Below are 21,535 nucleotides of genomic sequence, written 5' to 3'. Positions count from 1 at the left end.
CGATGCTGATCGGGCCGTGCCGGTACTCCATCGCCGGGTACGCCTCCGTCCACGACCGGGACGCCTCGCGCATCTTGAGCGCGGCCTCCTGGGCCAGGCCGACCGACCAGCCGCTGCCGAGGAAGCTGAACTGCTCGGCCTCGACGAGCCCGGCGGGCAGCGGCTCGGCCAGGGCCCGCTCGGCGTCGGCGATCGCGCCGGTCAGGTCCTCGCCGAGGCTGGCGCGGAGCATGGCGAGCTGGGTGGTGGCGAAGCGGGTCTGCACGACGGAGCTCTCGTCGGCGTAGTCGAGCACGATGACCTCGTCGGCGGCCGTCATGACCGGCGTCTTCGGGTCGGCGGTGATGGCCGTCGTGCGGGCGCTCGTCCTGGACAGCAGCTCCAGCACCTCGGTCGTGGTGCCGGACCGGGTCAGCGCGAGCACCCTGTCGTAGGAGCGGCCGACCGGCGCCTCGGACGCGGCGAACGCGTCGGTCTCGCCCAGCCCGGCCCGCTCGCGCAGCGTGGCGTAGGCCATCGCGATGAACCAGGACGTGCCGCAGCCGACGACGGCCACCCGCTCGCCGGGCTCGGGCAGCGCGCCCGCGGGCACGTCGGCCACCGCGCGGCGCCAGCAGGACGGCTGGGACTCGATCTCGGCTTCGGTATGGGTGGTCACCGCGTTCCTCCCCGTTGGTGTTTGTTTCTGCCTTTTTTATACAGTAAAAGCGCAGTTTTGTGCAGTGGTCGCTCTCACCTCCCCGCCTGTGCCACGCTTGATCCCGTCCGGATCTCATTGGAGGCTTCGTGTCCCGCTACGATCGCTGGAACGCCATCCTGGAGCTGCTCGCCCAGGAGGGCAGGCTGTCGGTGGAGGAGGCCGCCCAGGCGCTCGACGTCTCGACCGCCACGATCCGGCGTGACTTCGACCAGCTCGCCCAGCAGCAGATGCTCATGCGCACGCGCGGCGGAGCCGTCGCCCAGAGCGTCAGCTACGACCTGCCGCTGCGCTACAAGACGGCCAGGCACGCCGACGAGAAACACCGCATAGCGGCCGCGGCGGCCGACCTGGTGAGCGCGGGCGCCGTGGTCGGGCTCAACGGCGGCACCACCACCTCCGAGCTGGCCCGCACCCTCGCCACGCTGTCCACGCTGGAGAGCGGGTTCACGATCGTCACCAACGCCCTGAACATCGCCGCCGAGCTGACCGTGCGGCAGCACGTCAAGATCGTGGTCACCGGCGGGGTGGCCAGGCAGCAGTCGTACGAGCTGATCGGGCCGCTGGCCTCGGGCGTGCTCGAACAGGTCACCCTCGACGTGGCCTTCCTCGGCGTCGACGCGATCGACGTCGAGCTGGGCGCCTCGGCCCACCACGAGGGCGAGGCCAGCGTGAACAACCTGCTGATCAGCCGCGCCGCCCAGGTCGTGGTGGTGGCCGACTCCTCCAAGGTGGGCCGGCGGGCCTTCTCCCGCATCTGCCCCATCGAGCAGATCGACACGCTGGTCACCGACGAGCGGCTCTCCGACGAGCTCACCGGCCGGCTCACCGACGCGGGCGTCAAGGTCGTACGCGCCTGAGCCGTCCCTTGCGTTACATGGAACCGGGCGTACGGGTAGGTACTGACCGCAGTCGACGCAAGGGGAGACGATGACGGCGGGTAGGAGCGTGGCCCGGCTCGGGCCCACCGAGCGCGCGGCGGCGCTGGCGGAGATGTCCGCCCAGGAGTTCGACGTGGTCGTGGTCGGCGGCGGCGTGGTGGGGGCGGGCACCGCGCTCGACGCCGCCACCCGGGGCCTCGACGTGGCCCTGCTGGAGGCCCGCGACTTCGCCTCGGGCACCTCGTCGCGCTCGTCCAAGCTCATCCACGGTGGCCTGCGCTACCTGGAGCAGCTCAACTTCGACCTGGTGCGCGAGGCGCTGCAGGAGCGGGCGCTGCTGCTCCAGCGCCTGGCGCCGCACCTCGTCCGGCCGGTGCCGTTCCTGTTCCCGATGACCCATTTCGGGTGGGAACGCGGCTACGTGGGCGCCGGCGTGGCGCTCTACGACACGCTCGGCTTCGCCTCCGGGGTCACCCGCGGGGTGCCGGGCCACCGGCATCTGTCCAGGTCACGAGCGTTGCGGCTGGCCCCGGCGCTGAAGAAGAGCGCACTCACCGGCGCCGTCCAGTACTGGGACGCCCAGGTCGACGACGCCCGCTACGTGATGACCATGCTGCGCACCGCCGCCACGTACGGCGCCCGGATCGCGCCGCGCGCCCAGGTGGTCGGGTTCCTGCGGGAGGGCGAGCGGGTCACCGGCGTGCGGGCGCGCGACCTGGAGACCGGCGCCGAGTTCGACGTACGCGCCCAGCAGGTCGTCAACGCCACGGGCGTGTGGACCGACGACATCCAGGAGCTGGTCGGCGGGCGCGGCCAGATCCACGTACGGGCCTCCAAGGGCATCCACCTGCTGGTGCCGCGCGACCGCATCCACTCCCGCACCGGCATCATCCTGCGCACGGAGAAGTCGGTGCTGTTCGTGATCCCGTGGGGCCGCCACTGGATCATCGGCACCACCGACACCGAGTGGACGCTCGACAAGGGCCATCCGGCGGCCTCCCGGGCCGACATCGACTACCTGCTCGACCACGTCAACGCCGTGTTGTCGGTGCCGCTGACCCGCGACGACGTCGAGGGCGTCTACGCCGGGCTGCGCCCGCTGCTGTCGGGGGAGTCCGACGAGACGTCGAAGTTGTCGCGCGAGCACGTCGTGGCGCATCCGGTGCCGGGGCTGGTGATGATCGCCGGCGGGAAGTACACGACGTACCGGGTCATGGCCCGCGACGCGGTGGACGCGGTGGCGCACGGGCTCGACCAGCGGGTGCCGCGCTCGTGCACCGACCGCATCCCGCTGGCCGGGGCCGAGGGCTACCAGGCGCTGTGGAACTCCCGCTACCGCCTCGCCCACACCTCGGGCCTGCACGTCGCCAGGATCGAGCACCTGCTCCAGCGCTACGGCTCGCTCATCGACGAGGTGCTCCAGCTGATCGAGGACGATCCGTCGCTGGGCCGGCCGCTGGCCGGGGCCGACGACTACCTGCGGGCCGAGATCGTCTACGCCGCCACCCACGAGGGCGCCAGGCACCTCAACGACGTGCTGACCAGGCGAACCCACATCTCCATCGAGACCTTCCACCGCGGCCTGGCCGTGGCGCAGGAGGCCGCCGAGCTGCTGGCCGGGCCGCTCGGCTGGGACGCCGAGCAGGTGAAGCGCGAGGTGGAGTACTACACCAAGCGCGTCGAGGCCGAGCGGCGCTCCCAGGAGCAGGACTCCGACCAGGAGGCCGACGCCATCCGGCTGGGCGCCCCCGAGATCGTGCCCGTGGTCGCGCCGGAGCGCGGGTGACCGTTCCGGCGGACCGGTCACCCGCCCTCACGGGGGTCAGCGCAGCGGGATCCAGGCCTGACGGGCCAGCGTCGTGGCGTCGTTGACCTGGAGGCCGTCCCAGGACAGCGTCCAGAGGGCGTCGCCGATGACGATCGAGCGCTGGATGCCGGGCTGGTAGGTGTAGTCCTTGTCCTGGTGGGTGGGGTGCTTGATCATGCCGAGCCTCTTCACGGCCGAGTCGTCGATCTTCAGCACGAGCGCGCCCGACTCCTTGGGGGTCATCAGCGGCAGCACCGACAGGCCGGTCTTCGGCCAGTACAGGAACGCGTGCGGGTCCCACTCGGCCTCGGAGCCCGACTCCTTCTGGAAGAGCTGCGACAGCCTGCGCGGGGCGGCCGGGTCGCTGACGTCGAACAGCGAGACCTGCGTGCCGAGCGTCCTGCCCTTGTCGCTGGCCTCCTGGCCGATGCCGATCAGCCGGCCGTCCGCGCCGGGGTGCAGGTAGGCCGAGTAGCCGGTGATCTTCAGCTCGCCGGTCACCTTGGGGGCGGCCGGGTCGCGCAGGTCGAGCGTGTAGAGCGGGTCCACCTGCTTGAACGTCACGACGTAGCCCACCGGGCCGATGAACCGGACCGAGTAGATGCGCTCGCCCTTCCCGAGGCCGCCGACCTCGCCGGCCTTGGCCATGGTGGCGGCGTCGAGCACGTACACGCTGCTGGCGCTGTTACCGCCGTCGGTGGCGGTGAGGGTGGTGGCGACGCGGAGGTGGCCCTCGTACTCCGACAGCGAGTACTGGTTCAGCAGGCGGCCGGGGACCTTGCCGGAGGCCACGTACGAGGGGGCGCCGGCGGCGCTGATGTCGAACCGGTGGACCTCGGTCTCCTCGGGCGGCGCCGTCGGAGTGGGGTCGGGTACGGGCTCGGAGGTGGCGGGCGTGGCCGGGGCGCTGCTCGTCACGGCCGGGTCGCTCGGGGTGGGCTCGACGGCCGGGGCGGCGCCGTCGGTGGCCGTCGGCACGGGCTCGACCGGCATCGGCTCGGTGACCACCGGGAACCACCAGCGGGGGTTGCTGGCGACGTACAGGCTCGTGCCGCTGCCGTAGACGGTGTCGCCGTCGGCGGCCAGGCTGATGGGCTCGGTGCCGGTCGCGGCGACGTCCTGGGTCAGGTCGATGCTGTGGACGGTGAGCAGCGAGGTGCCGGTGTAGTCGGCGGGGTGGCTGACCCGCTCGCACTTGACCGTGTCCTTCTTGACCGCCCCGGACCCGCCGGTGATCTCGACGGTGGGCAGCCAGGCGGACAGAGGCGCCCGCCGGACGACGTCCTGGTTGGCCTTCTTGCGGTCGGCCTCGGAGGCGTCCGGGCTCTTGGGCTCGGGGAAGGTGATGTCGGGCTGGCTGCGGGTGACGAGCCGGACCGTGGAGCCGATCATCCTGGCGTCCACGTACGAGCCCTGCGCCCGGATCGTGCTGAGCACCTTCGGCTGCCCGGCCAGGTCGACCACGACGTAACGGGTCTCGCCGGGCGGCGCGAAGGACTTCACCATGATGTCGCCGCCGCGGAACAGCACCAGCGCGCGGTCGCCGGAGAGCAGCAGGTCGGCGGGGGCGAAGGTCGGCTCGTCCTTCTTGGTGAGCTTGAGCGAGGCGGTGACCTTCTTGGTCGCGGTGTCGATGACCCGCAGGGTGCCGTCCACGACCGTGACGATCCGGTTGCCGTCGGTCTTGACCAGGTCGGGCTCGTCCACGCCCGCCTCGTGCACGTTCGTGGTGGAGTGCTCGGGGGTGTCGGAGGTGGTCTTCGCCCGCGCGGTGGCGGCGGTGTCCTCCATGTACATGATCTGCGGGCCGCCGAACCCCCACGGGCCGACGTTCTCCGCGGCGTGCTCCCGCAGGCCCGACAGCATGTCGTCGCAACTGTCGTAGGCGACCAGGCGGACGGCGTCGAGCGTGACCTTCGGCACGGGCGCCTGGCCGGTGGCCGCCGAGGTGCAGGCCGTCGTGGCCATGGCGAGGGCCGCGGCGGTCACGGCCGTACGGAACAGCGTCTTCATGACCTCCATGACGGCTGCGCGGGCCGGATGGTTCAGGAGCCCTTGGCCGGGTTGGCGGTGAAGACCGGGCTGAAGTCGACGTCTTCGGGCACGTCGAGGATCTTGCGGAGCAGGGTGCCCTTGAGGTCGACGACCTGGATCTCGTCCCTGGTGTTGTTGTCCTGCTCCCAGCAGTAGAGGTGGGTCTCGTCGTACCAGCCGAGCACCTTGTCGCAGTCGGAGGCGAACTTGTGCGTGCGGTCGCCCGACTTGACGTCCCACACGCAGGTGTCGCCGTCGCTGCCGTTGGGGCAGGTGGACAGGAACGACTCGCCCGAGGGGGAGAAGACGTCCTGGGTGCCGGCGGGCAGCGTGCCGATCGAGCGCAGGTCGCGGGTGGCCTTGCCGTCGGCGTCGAAGAAGCGCAGGCTGCGGTTCTTCTCCGGGCCGAAGATGTTGATCACGCCCGTGCCCTCGCCGTCCCAGCCGAAGGCGGTCTTGCGGACGGCGGAGTCGTCCACCATGACGGTCTTCGCCTTCTTCGTGGCGACGTCCACGATGACGAAGCCGGGGTAGGTCCAGGTGTCGCCGCTCTTCCGCTCGATGTTGAGCAGGATCTTGGAGCCGTCCTCGGACCAGCCGCGGATGCTGGCGATCAGCGGGCCGCGGACGGTCTTGATCGTGGTGCGCTCGCCCGTCTGGCGGTCGCTGACGATGATGTAGTCGTAGTTGTCGTCGGTGTACTTGCGGCCGCGGGTGGCCAGGTAGCGGCCGCCGGGGGAGACGTTCGACTCCCAGTTGCCGGCGTACTTGCGGAACGGCCCGCGCAGCGAGTCCCTGGCGTGGTCGATCCAGTCCTCCTTCTTCTTGTCGTAGATCTCGTAGGAGGTCAGGACGATCGCGTCGGAGGTGTTCTCGTACAGGCCGATCGCGGCGCCGGGCAGCGCCTTGCGCGGCCCCTCCTCGGGGACGGAGACCGGCGCGACCGACGCCGCGACCGACGGCGTGGCGGGCGGCACGCTGCGCCCGGACGGCCGGCCGGACGCGGGCGTCGTGACGCCGCCGTCGGCGGCCAGGGTCGTCCTGTTGTTGGCGATGAGCACGGCGAGCCCGGCCAGCACGAGTAAGGCGACGGCCAGCGTGGCCCCGATGACCAGCGGCGCCCTGCCCTTGCCGGCCGGCTGCCGGGGGTGGACGCCCGGGTGGGTGGGCTGCGCGTACGGGCCCGGCGGGTGCCACTGCTGCTGCGGGTACGGCTGCCGGCCCCCCGGCACCGGCCCGGTCATCGGCCCGTGCGGAGGCCCCTGTGCGGGCCCCTGTGCGGGCCCCTGTGCAGGCCCCTGTGCAGGCCCGTGCGGCGGTCCCTGCGGGTGCTGCTGCGGCGGCCCCGCCATCGGCCCCGCCATCGGCCCGGTCATGGGCGGCCCGGCGGGGCCGGCCTCGGCGGCGGCCGCGGCGAGGATGGGCGAGTTCGCCGGCATCGGGTGCTGGAGCAGGCGCATGATCACCTGCTCGGCCGTCGGCCGCTGCGCCGGGTCCTTGGCCAGGCACGCGGCCACGACGTCACGCAGCGCGCCGTCGAGCACGCCCAAATCGGGCTGCTGGTTGAGAACCCGGTTGATCACCGCGGGCATGGTGTCGCTGCCGAACGGCGCCCGCCCGGACGCCGCGTAGACCATCGCGCTGGCCCACGAGAACATGTCGGCCGCCGGCCCGACGGTGTGGCCCATGATCTGCTCGGGCGGCATGTACGACGGCGTGCCCACGACCATGCTGCTGATCGTCGAGGTCGCGTTGAGCGCCCGCGCGATGCCGAAGTCGATCACCCGCGGGCCGTCCGCGCCCAGGATGACGTTGGCGGGCTTGAAGTCGCGGTGGACGATGCCGGCCTGGTGGATGGCGGCCAGCGCGGTCGCGGTGCCGATGGCCAGCCGGTGCAGCGTGGACCCGGTGCGCGGCCCCTCCTCCTGCACCACCCGCTGCAGCGAGGGCCCCTCGATGAACTCGCTGACGATGAACGGCCGGTCCAGCTCGACGCCGGTGCCGAGGACGGCCGCGGTGCAGAACGGCGCCACCTGCTGGGCCACCTGGACCTCGCGCAGGAACCGCTCGACGCTCACGTCGTCGCCGGACAGGTCGGGGCGCAGCCATTTGACGGCGACGTGCGCGCCGGAATGATCTTTCGCGAGGTAGACGACGCCCTGGCCGCCCTCGCCAAGCCTGCCGAGGAGGTCCATGCCGGCCAGACTCGCCGGATCTCCCGGGCGTAGCGGAGCGAACGATGGCATAAGAGGATTCTGACCCCACCCCGCGAATCCGCAAAAACTACCCGCCGGTAGCCAAGCGGAATATCCTTCGGGCATGCACGTCACGTCCAGCGGCAAGACCCGGCAGATCACCGCCCCCTTCACCGGCGAGCCGCTCGCCGAGCTGCCCATTTCCACGGCCGACGACGTACGCCTGGCCTACGAGCGCGCCAGGGCCGCCCAGGCCGAGTGGGCGGCCAGGTCCGCCGCGGCGCGGGCCAGACCGTTCCTGCTGCTGCACGACGCCATCCTCGACCGCAGGGACGAGATCCTCGACATCGTCCAGAACGAGACCGGCAAGGCCCGCAAGCACGCCTTCGAGGAGGTGCTCGACGTCGCCGGGTGCAGCCTCTACTACGCCCGGCGGGCGTCCGGGCTGCTCGCGCCGCGCACCCGCAAGGGCATCTTCCCCGGCGCCACCCGGGTGACCGAGCTGCGCCAGCCCAAGGGCGTGGTCGCGCTGATCTCCCCGTGGAACTACCCGCTCTCGCTCGGCGTCACCGACGCCGTGCCGGCGCTGCTGGCCGGGAACGCGCTGGTGCACAAGCCGGACACCCAGACCGCCATGTCCACCTTGTGGACCATCGACCTGCTGGCCGAGCTGGGCATGCCGCGCGAGATCTGGCAGGTCGTGCTGGGCGAGCCCGCCGAGATCGGCGACGCGCTGCTCGACGACGCCGACTACGTCGCGTTCACGGGTTCGACCAGGGGCGGCAGGAAGATCGCCGAGGAGGCGGCCAAGCGGCTCATCGGCTGCTCGCTGGAGCTCGGCGGCAAGAACCCGATGGTGGTGCTCGAAGACGCCGACGTGCCGCTCGCCGTCCAGGGGGCGATCCGGGCCTGCTTCACCAACGCCGGCCAGCTCTGCCTGTCCATCGAGCGGCTGTACGTGCACACGTCGGTGTTCGACGACTTCGCCGCGCGCCTGGTCAGGCAGGTCGGCAACCTCAAGCTCGGCGCGGGCCACGACTGGTCGGTCCAGATGGGCTCGCTCACCTCGCAACGCCAGCTCGACGCCGTCAGCGCCCACGTGGACGACGCCGTGGCCAAGGGCGCGACCGTGCTGACCGGCGGCCGGGCCAGGCCCGACCTCGGCCCGCTGTTCTACGAGCCGACCGTGCTCACCGGCGTGCGCGACGACATGGACCTGTGCCGCAACGAGACGTTCGGGCCCGTGGTCGCCCTCTACCCCTTCGACTCGGAGGAGGAGGCGATCGAGCTGGCCAACGACACCATCTACGGCCTGAACGCCTCCATCTGGACCACCGACCCGGCCCGCGGCCGCGCCCTGGCCGCCCGCGTCAAGGCCGGCACGGTCAACATCAACGAGGGGTACGGCTCGGCCTACGCCTCCTACGACGCGCCCATGGGCGGCATGAAGGCGTCGGGCCTCGGCCGCCGGCACGGCGCGGAGGGCCTGCTGCGCTACACCGAGTCCAAGACCGTGGCCTCGCAGGCGTCCTGGCTGGGCTTCGAGCCGCCCTTCGACCTGACGTACGAGACGTGGGCCGACGTCCTGGCCGGCACCCTCAAGGCGATGCGGAAGCTGCGGATCAAGTGACGTTCGACGTTCTGGTCATCGGGTCGGGGTTCGGCGGCAGCGTCTCGGCGCTGCGGCTGAGCGAGAAGGGGTACAAGGTCGGCGTGCTGGAGGCGGGCCGCCGGTTCGACGACTCCGCGCTGCCGGCCACCTCGTGGAAGCTGCGCGACTTCCTGTGGGCGCCCTGGCTCGGCATGAAGGGCATCCAGCGCATCCACGTGCTGCGCGGCGAACGCGGCACCGGCGTGATGGTGCTGGCCGGAGCCGGGGTGGGCGGCGGGTCGCTGGTCTACGCCAACACCCTCTACGAGCCGCTCGACCCGTTCTTCCGCGACCCGCAGTGGGCCGGCATCACCGACTGGAAGGCGGAGCTGGCCCCCCACTACGACCAGGCCAGACGCATGCTCGGCGCGGTCACGAACCCCACCGTCACCCGCGCCGACGACGTCATGCGCCGGGTCGCCGAGAAGATGGGCGTGGGCGACACCTTCCACCTGGCCCCGGTCGGCGTCTACTTCGGCGAGGACGGCGTAGACCCGTACTTCGGCGGCGCCGGGCCGCAGCGGCGCGGCTGCATCGAGTGCGGGCAGTGCATGACCGGCTGCCGCCACGGCGCCAAGAACACGCTGGTCAAGAACTACCTCCACCTGGCCGAGCGGGCGGGGGCCCGGGTCTACGCCGAGTGCACGGTCACCTCGGTGCGCCCGCTGCCCTCCGGCGGCTACCGGGTCGTCGCCCGCCGGACGGGGTCGGCGCTGCGCCGCCGTTCGTTCACGGCCAAGCAGGTGATCTTCGCGGCCGGCACGTACGGCACCCAGCGCCTGCTGCACAAGCTGCGCGCCACCGGCGACCTGCCCCGCCTGTCGCCCAGGCTCGGCACGCTGACCAGGACCAACTCCGAGGCCCTGCTCGGCTTCGAGCGCACGTCGGCGGGCGGCGAGAAGCTCAACAAGGGCGTGGCCATCACCTCCTCCATCCACCCCGACGCCGAGACCCACATCGAGCCCGTGCGTTACGGCGACGGCTCCAACGCCATGGGCCTGCTGCGCACCCTGCTCGTGGACGGCGGCCAGCCGAGGTGGCCGGCGCTGTTCCGGGAGATCGCCGCGCGGCCCCTGGAGGCGCTGCGGCTGCTCGACCTGCGCCGCTGGTCGGAACGGACCGTCATCGCGCTGGTCATGCAGGCCAAGGACAACTCGATCACCGTCCGGCGCACCCGCTGGGGCCTGCGGTCGGCCCGCGGTCACGGCGAGCCCAACCCGACGTGGATCCCGGCCGGGCACGAGGCCGTCCGGCACGCGGCGGCCGAGATCGGCGGGGTGCCCGGCGGCACCTGGCTCGACCTGTTCGACATCCCGACGACGGCCCACTTCCTGGGCGGCTGCGTGATCGGCGACTCGCCCGAGACCGGCGTGATCGACGCCTACCACCGCGTCTACGGCCACGAGGGGCTGCACGTCGTGGACGGCTCGGCGGTGTCGGCCAACCTCGGGGTCAACCCGTCGCTCACCATCACCGCGCAGGCCGAGCGGGCCATGTCCCTGTGGCCCAACGCCGGCGACCCCGATCCCAGGCCTGCCACGGGCTCGCCGTACGTCCGGCTGCCTCCGGTGGCGCCTCGCCGGCCCGCCGTGCCGGAGCGGGCGCCGGGAGCACTCCGTCTGTATACACTGTAAACGTGAGCGAACGAGGGACGGCGGCGCGCATCGAGGCCGTGGCCCGGCAGATCCTGCTGGAGGAGGGCGCCGACGCCGTCAGCATGCGGCGGGTCGGCGAGGCCGTGGGCGTCACCGCCATGGCCATCTACCGGCACTTCCCCAACAGGGAGGCCCTGCTGCGCGCCGTCGCCGACGCCGCCGCCCGCGAGCTGGCCGAGGCGTGGACCCGCCGACCCGGCACGGGCGACGTGGAGGAGCGCATGATGGCGGCGCTCGACGACTTCCTCGACTTCGCGCTCGGCAGCCCCCACCTGTACAACTTCCTGACCTCCGACGCCTGGGCGCGGGCCCGCCGCTTCCCCGACGACTTCCGCGACGGTCAGGGCCCGCCGTTCAGCGTGGTGGTGGCGCTGGCCGAGGAGGGCATGCGCGCGGGCGTGCTGCGCGAGGACGACCCGCTGGAGACCGCGCTCGCGGTCACGGCGAGCACCCAGGGCCTGGTCCAGCAGTACCTGAGCGGCCGGATGAGCATGGCCGAGCCCGACTTCCGCGCCCTGTGCCACCGCACGGTGACCCGCGTGCTCAACGGCGTACGGAATAAACCTTATGTACCCCCGTGTCCTTGACGGACATGAAGATTCGTTACGTCGGTGGCCCGACCGCCGTCATCGAGCTGGGCGGCGTCCGGCTGCTGGTCGATCCCACCTTCGACGCGCCGGGCGACCACCCGGTCGGCGCCAGGGTGCTCAAGAAGACGGCCGGCCCCGCCTTCGGCCCCGACGAGGTGGGCCCGGTGGACGCCGTGCTGCTCTCGCACGACCAGCACCCCGACAACCTCGACGACGCGGGCCGCGCGTTCCTCGCCGCGGCCCCGCTGGCGCTGTCCACCGCCTCGGCGGCCGAGCGCGTCGGCGAGCCGGTGCGCGCCCTGCCCAACTGGAGCGAGACCGAGGTCGGCCCGCTGCGGGTGACCGGCGTGCCCGCCCAGCACGGCCCCGACGGGACCGAGCACCTGACGGGCGAGGTCACCGGCTTCGTGCTCAGCGGCGAGGGCCTGCCCACCGTCTATGTGAGCGGCGACAACGCCTCGCTCGACGTCGTGCGGGCCGTGGCCGCCAGGTTCCCGCGGATCGACGTGGCGCTGCTGTTCGCGGGCGGCGCGCGCACCCCGCTCGTGGCCGGGTTCCTGACGCTGACCAGCGAGGACGCCGTCACCGCCGCCGACATCCTGGGCGCGCGGCACGTCGTCCCGCTGCACTTCGAGCACTGGGCGCACTTCACGCAGGGCCGCGACACGCTGGAGAAGGCGTTCGCGGGGCTCGGCGAGCGGTTCGTGCTGCTCGCCCCTGGCGAACAGGTCGAGCTTTCCTGAGCTCGTCCTGACAAGGTGGTCCGGTGAGCTGGAGCACGCGCGCGCTCGACGCGCTGGCCGCCGGGCCGCCGACCAGGCTGATCGACTTCCCCGTCCGGGTCCCCGGCGTGCGCCTGCTGCTGAAGGACGAGTCCGGTCAGCCCACGGGCAGCCTGCGGCACCGGCACGCCAGGGCGCTGTTCCGGCGGGCCGTGCTCGACGGCTCGATCACCGAGGGCACCACCGTGGTCGAGGCCACCGGCGGCAACGCCGCGGTCGCGCAGGCGTGGTTCGCCCGGCGGCTCGGCCTGCCCTACGTCGTGGTCATGCCGGGCGCGCCCGACCCGGCGCGGGCCCGCGCGGTCGAGGCGCTGGGCGGCGAGTGCAGGTTCGTGACGCCGCCCCTGGCCATCTACGACGCGGCCAGGGAGGCGGCCGGGCAGGTCGGGGGCCACTACCTCGACCAGTTCGGCCGGGCCGCGCCGCACGATCTGGCCGAAGAGCTGTTCGCCCAGGTCCGTCCCGACTGGGTGGTGACCGGCGCGGCCACCGGCGCGACCTCGGCCACGCTCGGCGCCGCGGCCGGGGAGCACGGCTGCCGGGTGGCGGTCGCCGATCCCGACAACTCCGCCTACTTCCCGGGCTGGACCCTCGACGTGCCCGACTACGCCACCGGCATGCCCTCGCGGATCGAGGGCGTCGGCCGTCCGCGCGTGGAGCCGGGGTTCCGGCCCGACCTGGTCGATCTGGTGGTGCCGGTGCCCGACGCGGCGAGCGTGGCGGCGGCCAGGCGCATCAGGGAGGTCACCGGGCTGCCGGTGGGCGGCTCGTCCGGCACCGCGCTGTGGGCCGCGCTCGAACTGGCCGGGCGCATGCGGGCCAGGGGCGAGAGCGGCACGATCGTCTCGCTGGTGGGCGACGCGGCCGAGCGGCACCTGGCGACGTACCACGACGACGCCTGGGCCGCCGGCAAGGGCCTCGACGTCGCCGGCCGCCTCACCGAGCTGCGGCAGCGGGTCTGATCCAGCCTTCCAGCCCGGCCAGGAAGTCCTCGAACAGGTGGCGGTGGATCGTGTGCTCGGCCCCCGTGACCACGCGCACCTCGAACCCCTTGCCCCGCAACTCCTCCTGGAACGCCGGCGGCACCAGCAAGCTCGGGTCGGCCACCTGCACCAGCGACGGCACGACGGGAGCGGGCGTGAAGTCCATGCCCGACGCCTCGACGAGCGACAGCGCCGACCGCCGGTCCCAGCGCGCGAGCATCTCGACCTCGACCGCCACCTCCTCGGCCGAGAAGCCGGGGTGCAGGGCGGCGATCAGCTCGCCGGTCTCGTCGGTGAAGCCGGCCATCGACTCCAGGGCGCCGCTCTCCAGCGTCGGCAGGCGGAAGGCCGGGTCGGAGTAGATCGCCCGTCCGGGCATGAGCCGTTCGACGGCGAGGCCGAGCGTGAGGCCGCCCAGGGAGTGCCCGATGGCCAGCTCGGGGCGCGCGGGCACCGACTCCGCCAGCGACGAGGCGAACAGCTCGGGCGGGTAGGCGTCGGCGCGGGGGCTCTCGCCGTGGCCGGGCAGATCGACGGCGATGACCCGGTAGCCGCGCGCGGCCAGCTCGGGGCCCACCCGCCACCAGCATCGCGAGTCGGCCATGATGCCGTGGACGAGGACGGCCAGGCGGTCGCCCGAACCCCATTCACGAGTGTGCAGCTTCATGCGGCGGCCTCTCCTGATTATACGTATAAGCAGTTGATACCATCCACCCCGTGAACACGACAAGGGGGGACCGTCCGCCGACCAGCGTCGACGTGGCCAGGGCCGCGGGAGTGTCCCAGGCCACGGTCTCCTACGTGCTCACCGACAACCCCCACGCCCGGGTGAGCGAGGAGACCCGCAGGCGGGTCCGTGACGCCGCCGCCCGGCTCGGCTACGTCCCCGACGCCGCCGCCCGCGCGCTGCGTACGGGCCGCAGCGACATCGTGCTCATGCCGCTGTCGCGGGCCAGGACGGGCCGGCTGGCGCAGCAGGTGTCCGAGGAGCTGGAGGAGGAGTTCAGGACCCGCGGCTACACCCTGGTCCAGTACGGTGAGCGCACCCTCAAGGGCGTGGCGGCGGCCAGGAGCTGGCTCGCCCTGCGGCCCTCGGCCGTCCTCGTCGAGGCCGCGCGGCTGACCAGGCCCGCCGTGGACCTGCTGCACGCCTCGGGCGTCCGGGCCGTCGTCGGCCTGTCCGACCAGCCCTCGCCGCTGGTGCCGGCCCTGGTGTTCGACCACCGGGCCCTCGGCGCCGTGGCCGCCCGCCACCTGGTCGCGCGGGGGAGCAGGCGGCTGGCGGCCGTCGTGCCCCGGGAGGAGGGCGTCGACGCCATGGGGCGGGCCCGGCTGGCGGGGGTGCGGGAGGTCGTCCCCGGGGCCGCGCGCATCGACCTGGCCTTCTCGGAGGAGGAGGCGGGGCGGATCGTCCGCGCGGGCGACCTGCCCGACGGCGTCTTCGCCTACAACGACGAGTACGCGATGCTGCTGATCAGCGCGTTGCAGGACGCCGGTCTGCGGGTCCCCGGCGACGTCGCCGTGGTCGGCGCGGACGACCTGCCGATCTGCACGCTCATGCGGCCCCGGCTGACCAGCGTGCACTTCGACGCCACCGCCAGCCCGGCCGATCTGGCGGAGGAGATCGACGGGATCGTCCGCGGTGTGCGGCCGTCCGTGGCGGGCGAGGTCGTCGCCCGGTTCGAGCCCCGGCTGGTGGTCCGGTCCAGCGCCTGAGGCGCGTATCGAGGGGCCGGCGCCTGAGGCGGGTAACGAGTTGGACGCGCGTCTTGTCAGCCCTTCCCGCGCGACCTACAGTCCAGAGCAATCGTCGGTGATACGTATCACCATCGCTCGGAGAGGTCCCCCCATGGCTGAAGTTCTGAGCGGCGCGCACCGGGACACCCGGCGCCTCGGGCCGCTCTACCTGACGCTTCCGCTGGCCAACGTCGCCGTCATGTTCCTGTGGCTGAGCGTGGGCGCGTTCGTCCTGCCCGTTCACGTGCAGCGCATCACCGGCGTCAACGACGTGGCCGCGCTGGGCCTGGCAAACTCGATCGGCCCGCTCATGGCCACGCTCGCCAACCCGGTCTTCGGCCAGATCTCCGACCGGACCAGGTCGCGCTTCGGCCGGCGTTCGCCGTGGATACTCGGCTGCGTCCTGCTCGGCGTGCTCGCCCTGTTCGCGCAGGCCAATGCGGGCAGCGTGCTCATGCTCGGCCTCAGCTGGGCGGGCGTGCAGACCATCATGAACGGCTACCAGGCCGCCATGACCGCGATCCTGCCCGACCGGGTCCCGCCGAGCCGGTACGGCACCTACTCCGGCCTGTTCGGGCTCGGCACGCCGCTGGCCACGATCGCGGCGGCGATCATGTTCATCGTGTTCCCGCAGCTGGCCGCCGGCGGGGCGTACTACGTGGTGATGGCGCTGCTGCTGGTCGCGGCGGTGCTGGTCGTGGTCGCGACGCCGGACACGTCCTCGGTGGGGATGGCGCGCGAGCCGTTCGGGCTGGGCGCGTTCCTGGCCGGGTTCCTGCGGCCGCTGAAGAGCCCGGACTTCGCCTGGGCCTTCGTGTCGCGTTTCGGCGTCATGCTCGGATATTTCGTCATCTTTACCTTCAACCTCTTCCTCCTTGAGGACTTCATCAAGATCCCCAAGGGCGAGGTGGTCGCCACGATGGGCCTGCTGATGCTCATCGGCCAGGCCGCCACGCTGCTCGCGGTGCTCGTGATCGGCCCGATCTCCGACCGCCTCGGCCGCTTCCGGCTGTTCGCGCTGGTCGCCGGGCTGTCCTCGGCGGTGTTCCTGGGCATCCCGCTGGCGATGCCGACGTTCGAGGGCATGATCGTCTACAACGTCGCGCACGGCATCGCGTTCGGCGTCTACATGGCCGTGGACATGGCCCTGGTGACGAAGGTGCTGCCGGACCCCGGCGACGCGGGCAAGGACATGGGCGTCCTCAACATCGCCAACGCCGGGCCGCAGATCCTGGCGCCCGCCCTCGCCGCCGTCGTGGTGGGGACGGGCGGCTATCCGGCGCTGTTCGTCGTGGGCATCGTGATCTCGCTGGTCGGCTCCGTCGGGGTCCTCAGGATCAGGGGTGTGCGCTAGCGTCGGCGACATGACGGAACTTGACCCCAGATTGCGCGCGATCACCGATTTGATGGTGTCCGAGGCGCGCGAGGGGGGCGGCAGGCACGAGTACGACGGCCAGATCCAGGACCTGTCGCCCGAGGGCGTACGGGACGGCCTGGCGCGCCTCGGCAAGGGCGACGCGCCGGCCGACCCGCACGACGCCGAGCATCTGCAGATCTTCGAGGAGGCCATGCGCGTCCAGTTCGGCGAGCTGGAGCTGCACCGCAAGAACCCGCTGATCCACCTGTCCAACCTCGACCTGGCCTGCTACGACCGCGACTACGGCCCCGAGGCCGAGCGCGCCGCCGCCAGGGCCGCCCACCTCGCGCAGTGGCCGGCCGCCGTGGACGCCGCGGTCGCCTCGCTCGACCAGGTCGCGGCCCCGGTCGCCACGTCCCTGCTGGGCGCGGTCAAGGGCCTGGCCGCGGGCATCACCGACGAGGCCGCGATCGAGGCCCACGGCAGGCTCGTGGCCCACGTGGCCCGCGCCGCCGCCGAGGGCGACCCCGACGCCGCGCTCGGCGGCGCGGCCCTGGTCAAGCTCATGAGCAGCGCCGAGGGCCTGCCGGTCGACCTGGGCCGGCTGGCCGAGCGCGCCGACGCCGAACGCGACCGGCTCATGGGCCTGCTCGCCGAGTCCTGTGCCAAGCTCGGACGTTCCGAGCGGCCCCTCGACGTCGTCCGCGAGCTGGTCAAGGACCACCCCGACGCCGACGGCGTGATCGAGGCGGCCCGGATCGGCACCGAACGGGCCATCGCCTTCACCCGTGAGAAGGACCTCGTGCCCTACCACGACGGCGAGTGCCAGGTCGGGCTGGCGCCGGAGTCGCGCCGCTGGGCCATGGCCATGATGGCGTGGAACTCGCCGGGCGAGCCCGAGGGGCCGTCCTGGTACCACATCACGCCGCCGGACGCGTCCTGGAGCGAGCAGGACCAGGAGGAGTGGCTGGAGGTCTTCAGCGCCACCACGCTGCCCGCGATCAACGTGCACGAGGTGGCCCCCGGCCACTTCTCGCACGGCCGCGCGCTCCGCCGGGCCCCCTCCGACGTGCGGCGGCTGCTGCAGTCGATGGCCTTCGTCGAGGGCTGGGCCCACTACGCCGAGGAGCTGTGCGTCGAGGAGGGCTACGCGCCCGACGACCCGCGGTTCGAGATCGGCGTCTGGGTGGAGGCCCTGATCCGGGTCACCCGGCTGGCCTGCGCGATCGGCGTGCACACCGGGCAGATGACGGTCGAGGAGGGCGCGCGGCGCTTCGAGTCCGACACCCACCTGGCCGGTCCGGCCGCGCTGTCGGAGGCCCGCCGCGCCTCCTTCGACCCGACGTACGGCCGCTACACCTGGGGCAAGCTGCTCATCCTCGACCTGCGCGAGCAGGCCCGCACGCAGTGGGGAGCGGGCTTCACGCTCCAGCGCTTCCACAAGGCGCTGTTCGACCTCGGCTCGCCGCCCCTGGGCCTGATCGGCGCGATCCTGTAGCGTCGGGGTAGCCGAGCGAGCGCTAGGGAGGTTCAGGCGGTGCGTGAACTGTCCGGCAGGGTCGCGGTGGTGACGGGCGCGGCCAGCGGCATCGGCAGAGCCCTGGCCGTCCGGTTCGCCGCCGAGGGCATGGCGTTGATGCTGGCCGACGTCGATCACGGCGGGCTGGCCGAGACGGCCGCGCTCGCGGGGAAGGCGTCCGCCGGGCCGGGCGAGGTGCTCACGCAGGTCACCGACGTCTCGGACGCGGCGGCCGTGCAGCACCTGGCCGACCGGAGCTTCGGCGAGCTGGGCGCGGTGCACGTGTTGTGCAACAACGCCGGCGTCCACCAGGGCGGCCGCCTGTGGACCAGGACCGCCGAGGACTTCGCCTGGCTGCTCGGCGTGAACCTGTGGGGCGTGCTGCACGGCGTGCGCGCGTTCGTGCCGCGGATGATGGCACAGGACACCGAGGGGCACGTCGTCAACACCGTGTCCGTGGCGGGGCTGCTGGCCGCGCCGGGCGCGGGCGGTTACGCGGTCACCAAGTACGCCGCGCTGGCCGCCTCGCAGTCGCTGGCCCAGGACCTGGCCGCCGTGGGCTCCAAGCTCCGCGTGACCGCGCTGTGCCCCGGCGCGGTCAGGACGCGGATCGACGACTCGGCCCGCTCCCGCCCGGCCGACCTGGTCAGCACCCCGACGGACGACGAGACGGCCGCCCGCGAGGCCGTCGGGGCGGCCATGGCGCGCGGCGTCGAGCCCGCCGAGGTGGCCGCCCTGGTCGTGCGGGCCATCCACGAGGAACGGTTCCTCGTGCTGACCCACCCCGAGTTCGCCGACCGGCTGCGCAGGCAGACCGAGATGCTGCTGGCCGGCGAACTGCCCGGCGCTACCAGCGGCGCTCGTGGGCCAGCACGCTCACCACGCTCCCGCGCCGCGGATTGACCAGCAGCCGGACGAAGTCGCCCGGCAGCACGTCCTGGTAGACGCGCTCCTTGGCCCGGTACGCCGGCGCCCGCTCCGACGTGCCGTCGTGCACCGCCAGGTAACAGGTGCGCGAGGAGGACAGGTCGTCGCCGTGCTCGGTCACGATCCAGCGCTTGACCACCCGCCCCTCGACCTCCTGCCGCTTGGGTCCGCCGCCGTCGCGCGGAGCGGGCTCGACCAGGACGCCGCGCCACCCGTCGCCGGTGAAGATCCACTCCTGCCGCGGGTCCACCGGAGCCGGCTCGGGCCCGGCGACCTCGCGGCCGAGCGGCGTCAGCACGAACCCGCGCCCGCCCAGCAGCAGCGCGGCCCCGGCCACGAACGCCCCCGCCGTCGCGATCCAGCCGGGCCACGACACGCCCGCCTGCGAGATGGTGACGTACCAGGGCACGGCGAGCCCGGCGGCCAGCAGCAGCGGCACGAGCATGCTCTGCCAGCGCCGCCGGGCCAGCCCGAGGTCGATGGCGCTCTGCCGCACCAGGGGCACGAACTCGGCGTCGAGGTCGCCGCTGTCCGGCATCAGGGCGACGACCGGCGCCTGCGGCGCTCCGCCCATCCGCGCGGCCACCCGGTCGAGCACCCATCGCTCGTACGGCCACACCTGCCCCTCGCCCGTCGCGGAGAGCGTGAGCCGGTCGCCCCGGATCGTCAGGAACCCGCGCCTGGCCAGCTCGAAGACCGTGGCGTGGAAGACCTCACCGGCCCGCAGCCCGCGTAAGAGCTCGACCACGGCGGGCGGCGCCGGGGGAGCAGGGGCCGCCGGGGGCGCGGCGGCCCGGCGCGTCGTCAACCCGAACGCGGCGGCCAGCGCGGCGAACCACAGGGCCCACGCCGAGGCCGGCCAGACAAGATCCACCGTTCTGTGTTAGCACGAGTGACGGTGTGAGGCCAGGCGTAATACCCGAGGCCGATACAATGAAGGCACCGCATTTCGCCTTTGGGGGGTTCTCACGGTGTCTGAATTCGACACAGTGCTGGTGGTCGACTTCGGCGCACAGTACGCGCAGCTCATCGCGAGGCGGGTGCGCGAGTGCCACGTCTACTCCGAGATCGTGCCGTCGTCGATGTCCGTCGAGGAGATGATGGCCAAGAAGCCCAAGGCGATCATCCTGTCCGGCGGCCCGTCGTCGGTCTACGCCGAAGGCGCGCCGCCCGTGCCGCACGGCCTGTTCTCGACCGGCGTGCCCACGTTCGGCATCTGTTACGGCTTCCAGGCCATGGCCCAGGCGCTGGGCGGCGAGGTCGCCCGCACGGGCGTCGCCGAATACGGCGGCACCGCGCTGGAGGTGCTCGACGAGGGCGTCATCTTCCAGGGGCTGCCCGCCGCGCAGACCGTCTGGATGTCCCACGGCGACAGCGTGGCCGCGGCCCCCGAGGGCTTCGCGGTCACCGCCTCCACGAGCGAGACGCCGGTCGCCGCCTTCGAGCACCCCGAGCGCGGCCTGTACGGCGTGCAGTTCCATCCCGAGGTGCTCCACTCCGAGCACGGTCAGGCCGTGCTCAAGCACTTCCTCGACGCGGCCGGCTGCCGTCCGTCGTGGACCATGCTCAACATCGTCGAAGACTCCGTCGAGGCCGTGCGCCGGCAGGTCGGCGACGGCCGCGCCATCTGCGCGCTGTCGGGCGGCGTCGACTCCGCGGTGGCCGCGGCGATCGTCCAGCGGGCCATCGGCGACCGGCTGACCTGCGTCTTCGTCGACCACGGGCTGCTGCGCAAGGGCGAGGCCGAGCAGGTCGAGCGCGACTTCGTGGCCGTCACGGGCGTCAAGCTGCGCGTCGTCGACGCCGCCGACCGCTTCCTGAAGGCGCTGGAGGGCGTCACCGACCCGGAGGAGAAGCGGAAGATCATCGGCCGCGAGTTCATCCGCGTCTTCGAGGACGAGCAGCGCGCCATCATGGCCGACGGCCCGGTCGACTTCCTGGTCCAGGGCACCCTCTACCCCGACGTCGTCGAGTCCGGCGGCGGCACGGGCACCGCCAACATCAAGTCCCACCACAACGTCGGCGGCCTGCCGGAAGACCTCCAGTTCAAGCTGGTCGAGCCGCTGCGCGCGCTGTTCAAGGACGAGGTCCGCCGAGCCGGCGAAGAGCTGGGCCTGCCGCCCGCCATGGTCTGGCGGCAACCGTTCCCCGGCCCGGGGCTCGGCATCCGCATCGTCGGCGAGGTCACCCGCGACCGCCTGGCGCTGCTGCGCGAGGCCGACGCCATCGCCCGCGAAGAGCTCTCCCGCGCCGGCCTCGACCGGCAGATCTGGCAGTGCCCGGTGGTGCTGCTGGCCGACGTGCGCTCGGTGGGCGTGCAGGGCGACGGCCGCACCTACGGCCACCCGGTCGTGCTCCGGCCGGTGACGTCCGAGGACGCGATGACGGCCGACTGGGCCCGGGTGCCCTACGACGTCCTGTCGCGCATCTCCACCCGCATCACCAACGAGGTGCGCGAGGTCAACCGGGTGGTGGTCGACGTCACGAGCAAGCCCCCGGGCACCATCGAGTGGGAATAACGCCGTGTGCGAACGGCCCGGACCGGCTGACGGTTCCGGGCCGTTCGCATGTCCGGCTATGAGCGGTTAATGCAGGTCAGGGCGTTGGTTATGGTGGAAGGAGGTCGATTCGCCAGACCCCCTCGACCCCGGCCCGTGACGATTGCTCAGCTCGTGGACGCATACCGGAAAGTTTCTTGGGAAAAGTGTGTGAGTTTGGGC

Annotated in this window: 17 protein-coding genes; 12 read left to right on the top strand and 5 right to left on the bottom strand. The window is 72.6% G+C overall.

Annotated features, from left to right (window positions below; genetic code table 11):
* On the bottom strand, window positions 1-658 hold a 658-nt coding region (locus ACWEJ6_RS50105), incomplete at its 3' end, for an SIS domain-containing protein (protein WP_452432576.1).
* Between the two features lie 128 nt (window positions 659-786).
* Here ACWEJ6_RS50105 and ACWEJ6_RS50100 point away from each other — a divergent pair.
* Together ACWEJ6_RS50100 and ACWEJ6_RS50095 are read left to right on the top strand one after the other, a co-directional pair.
* Window positions 787-1,557, top strand: coding sequence for a DeoR/GlpR family DNA-binding transcription regulator (locus ACWEJ6_RS50100; protein WP_358282199.1), 771 nt, complete (start codon window positions 787-789; stop codon window positions 1,555-1,557).
* 70 nt (window positions 1,558-1,627) lie between these two features.
* Window positions 1,628-3,364 (top strand): glycerol-3-phosphate dehydrogenase/oxidase, encoded by a 1,737-nt coding sequence (locus ACWEJ6_RS50095; RefSeq protein ID WP_352362815.1) that lies wholly within the window; start codon window positions 1,628-1,630, stop codon window positions 3,362-3,364.
* Between the two features lie 36 nt (window positions 3,365-3,400).
* Here the strand turns inward: ACWEJ6_RS50095 and ACWEJ6_RS50090 are convergent, their stop codons facing one another.
* Together ACWEJ6_RS50090 and ACWEJ6_RS50085 are read right to left on the bottom strand one after the other, a co-directional pair.
* Window positions 3,401-5,398, bottom strand: coding sequence for a beta-propeller domain-containing protein (locus ACWEJ6_RS50090; protein ID WP_452432573.1), 1,998 nt, complete (start codon window positions 5,396-5,398; stop codon window positions 3,401-3,403).
* Window positions 5,399-5,430: 32 nt separating this feature from the next.
* Window positions 5,431-7,614, bottom strand: a complete 2,184-nt coding sequence (locus ACWEJ6_RS50085; protein WP_452432571.1) for a protein kinase domain-containing protein — start codon at window positions 7,612-7,614, stop codon at window positions 5,431-5,433.
* 124 nt (window positions 7,615-7,738) lie between these two features.
* Between ACWEJ6_RS50085 and ACWEJ6_RS50080 the strand changes: the two genes are divergently transcribed.
* The 5 genes from ACWEJ6_RS50080 to ACWEJ6_RS50060 are packed head-to-tail and all read left to right on the top strand — an operon-like array spanning window position 7,739 to window position 13,254.
* Complete coding sequence (locus tag ACWEJ6_RS50080) at window positions 7,739-9,244, top strand: succinic semialdehyde dehydrogenase (RefSeq protein WP_452432569.1); 1,506 nt, start codon at window positions 7,739-7,741, stop codon at window positions 9,242-9,244.
* Window positions 9,241-10,899 (top strand): FAD-dependent oxidoreductase, encoded by a 1,659-nt coding sequence (locus ACWEJ6_RS50075; RefSeq protein WP_452432568.1) that lies wholly within the window; start codon window positions 9,241-9,243, stop codon window positions 10,897-10,899. The genes ACWEJ6_RS50080 and ACWEJ6_RS50075 overlap by 4 nt, the downstream gene beginning before the upstream one ends.
* Before the next feature lie 2 nt (window positions 10,900-10,901).
* On the top strand, window positions 10,902-11,507 hold the full coding sequence (locus ACWEJ6_RS50070) for a TetR/AcrR family transcriptional regulator (RefSeq protein WP_452432566.1): 606 nt from the start codon (window positions 10,902-10,904) through the stop codon (window positions 11,505-11,507).
* Between the two features lie 5 nt (window positions 11,508-11,512).
* On the top strand, window positions 11,513-12,253 hold the full coding sequence (locus ACWEJ6_RS50065; RefSeq protein ID WP_452432565.1) for an MBL fold metallo-hydrolase: 741 nt from the start codon (window positions 11,513-11,515) through the stop codon (window positions 12,251-12,253).
* Between the two features lie 23 nt (window positions 12,254-12,276).
* Window positions 12,277-13,254, top strand: coding sequence for a PLP-dependent cysteine synthase family protein (locus tag ACWEJ6_RS50060; protein ID WP_452432563.1), 978 nt, complete (start codon window positions 12,277-12,279; stop codon window positions 13,252-13,254).
* Here ACWEJ6_RS50060 and ACWEJ6_RS50055 read toward each other — a convergent pair.
* Window positions 13,229-13,942, bottom strand: coding sequence for an alpha/beta fold hydrolase (locus tag ACWEJ6_RS50055; protein WP_452432561.1), 714 nt, complete (start codon window positions 13,940-13,942; stop codon window positions 13,229-13,231). The genes ACWEJ6_RS50060 and ACWEJ6_RS50055 overlap by 26 nt on opposite strands.
* Window positions 13,943-13,992: 50 nt before the next feature.
* On the opposite strand from ACWEJ6_RS50055, the gene ACWEJ6_RS50050 reads away from it, so the two are divergent.
* The 4 genes from ACWEJ6_RS50050 to ACWEJ6_RS50035 all read left to right on the top strand — a co-directional run bounded on the left by ACWEJ6_RS50050 (window position 13,993) and on the right by ACWEJ6_RS50035 (window position 18,791).
* Window positions 13,993-14,991 carry a LacI family DNA-binding transcriptional regulator gene (locus tag ACWEJ6_RS50050; protein WP_452432560.1) on the top strand — a complete coding sequence of 333 codons (999 nt, stop codon included), beginning with the start codon at window positions 13,993-13,995 and terminating at the stop codon, window positions 14,989-14,991.
* A 133-nt stretch (window positions 14,992-15,124) separates the two neighbouring features.
* Window positions 15,125-16,366 (top strand): MFS transporter, encoded by a 1,242-nt coding sequence (locus ACWEJ6_RS50045; protein WP_452432559.1) that lies wholly within the window; start codon window positions 15,125-15,127, stop codon window positions 16,364-16,366.
* A gap of 10 nt (window positions 16,367-16,376) precedes the next feature.
* Window positions 16,377-17,867 (top strand): DUF885 family protein, encoded by a 1,491-nt coding sequence (locus ACWEJ6_RS50040; protein ID WP_452432558.1) that lies wholly within the window; start codon window positions 16,377-16,379, stop codon window positions 17,865-17,867.
* 39 nt (window positions 17,868-17,906) lie between these two features.
* Window positions 17,907-18,791 (top strand): SDR family NAD(P)-dependent oxidoreductase, encoded by an 885-nt coding sequence (locus ACWEJ6_RS50035; protein ID WP_452432557.1) that lies wholly within the window; start codon window positions 17,907-17,909, stop codon window positions 18,789-18,791.
* Here the strand turns inward: ACWEJ6_RS50035 and ACWEJ6_RS50030 are convergent.
* Entirely contained in the window at window positions 18,736-19,689 is a 954-nt protein-coding gene (locus tag ACWEJ6_RS50030) for a hypothetical protein (protein WP_452432555.1), read from the bottom strand. The genes ACWEJ6_RS50035 and ACWEJ6_RS50030 overlap by 56 nt on opposite strands.
* Window positions 19,690-19,786: 97 nt before the next feature.
* On the opposite strand from ACWEJ6_RS50030, the gene guaA reads away from it, so the two are divergent.
* Window positions 19,787-21,334 carry a glutamine-hydrolyzing GMP synthase gene (guaA, locus tag ACWEJ6_RS50025; RefSeq protein ID WP_364338178.1) on the top strand — a complete coding sequence of 516 codons (1,548 nt, stop codon included), beginning with the start codon at window positions 19,787-19,789 and terminating at the stop codon, window positions 21,332-21,334.
* Window positions 21,335-21,535: the final 201 nt, after the last annotated feature.

It is taken from the genome of Nonomuraea sp. NPDC004702 (genome assembly GCF_053601695.1).
The sequence above is the reverse complement of the archived record's forward strand: the minus strand, read 5'-3'. Positions and strand labels throughout refer to the sequence as shown.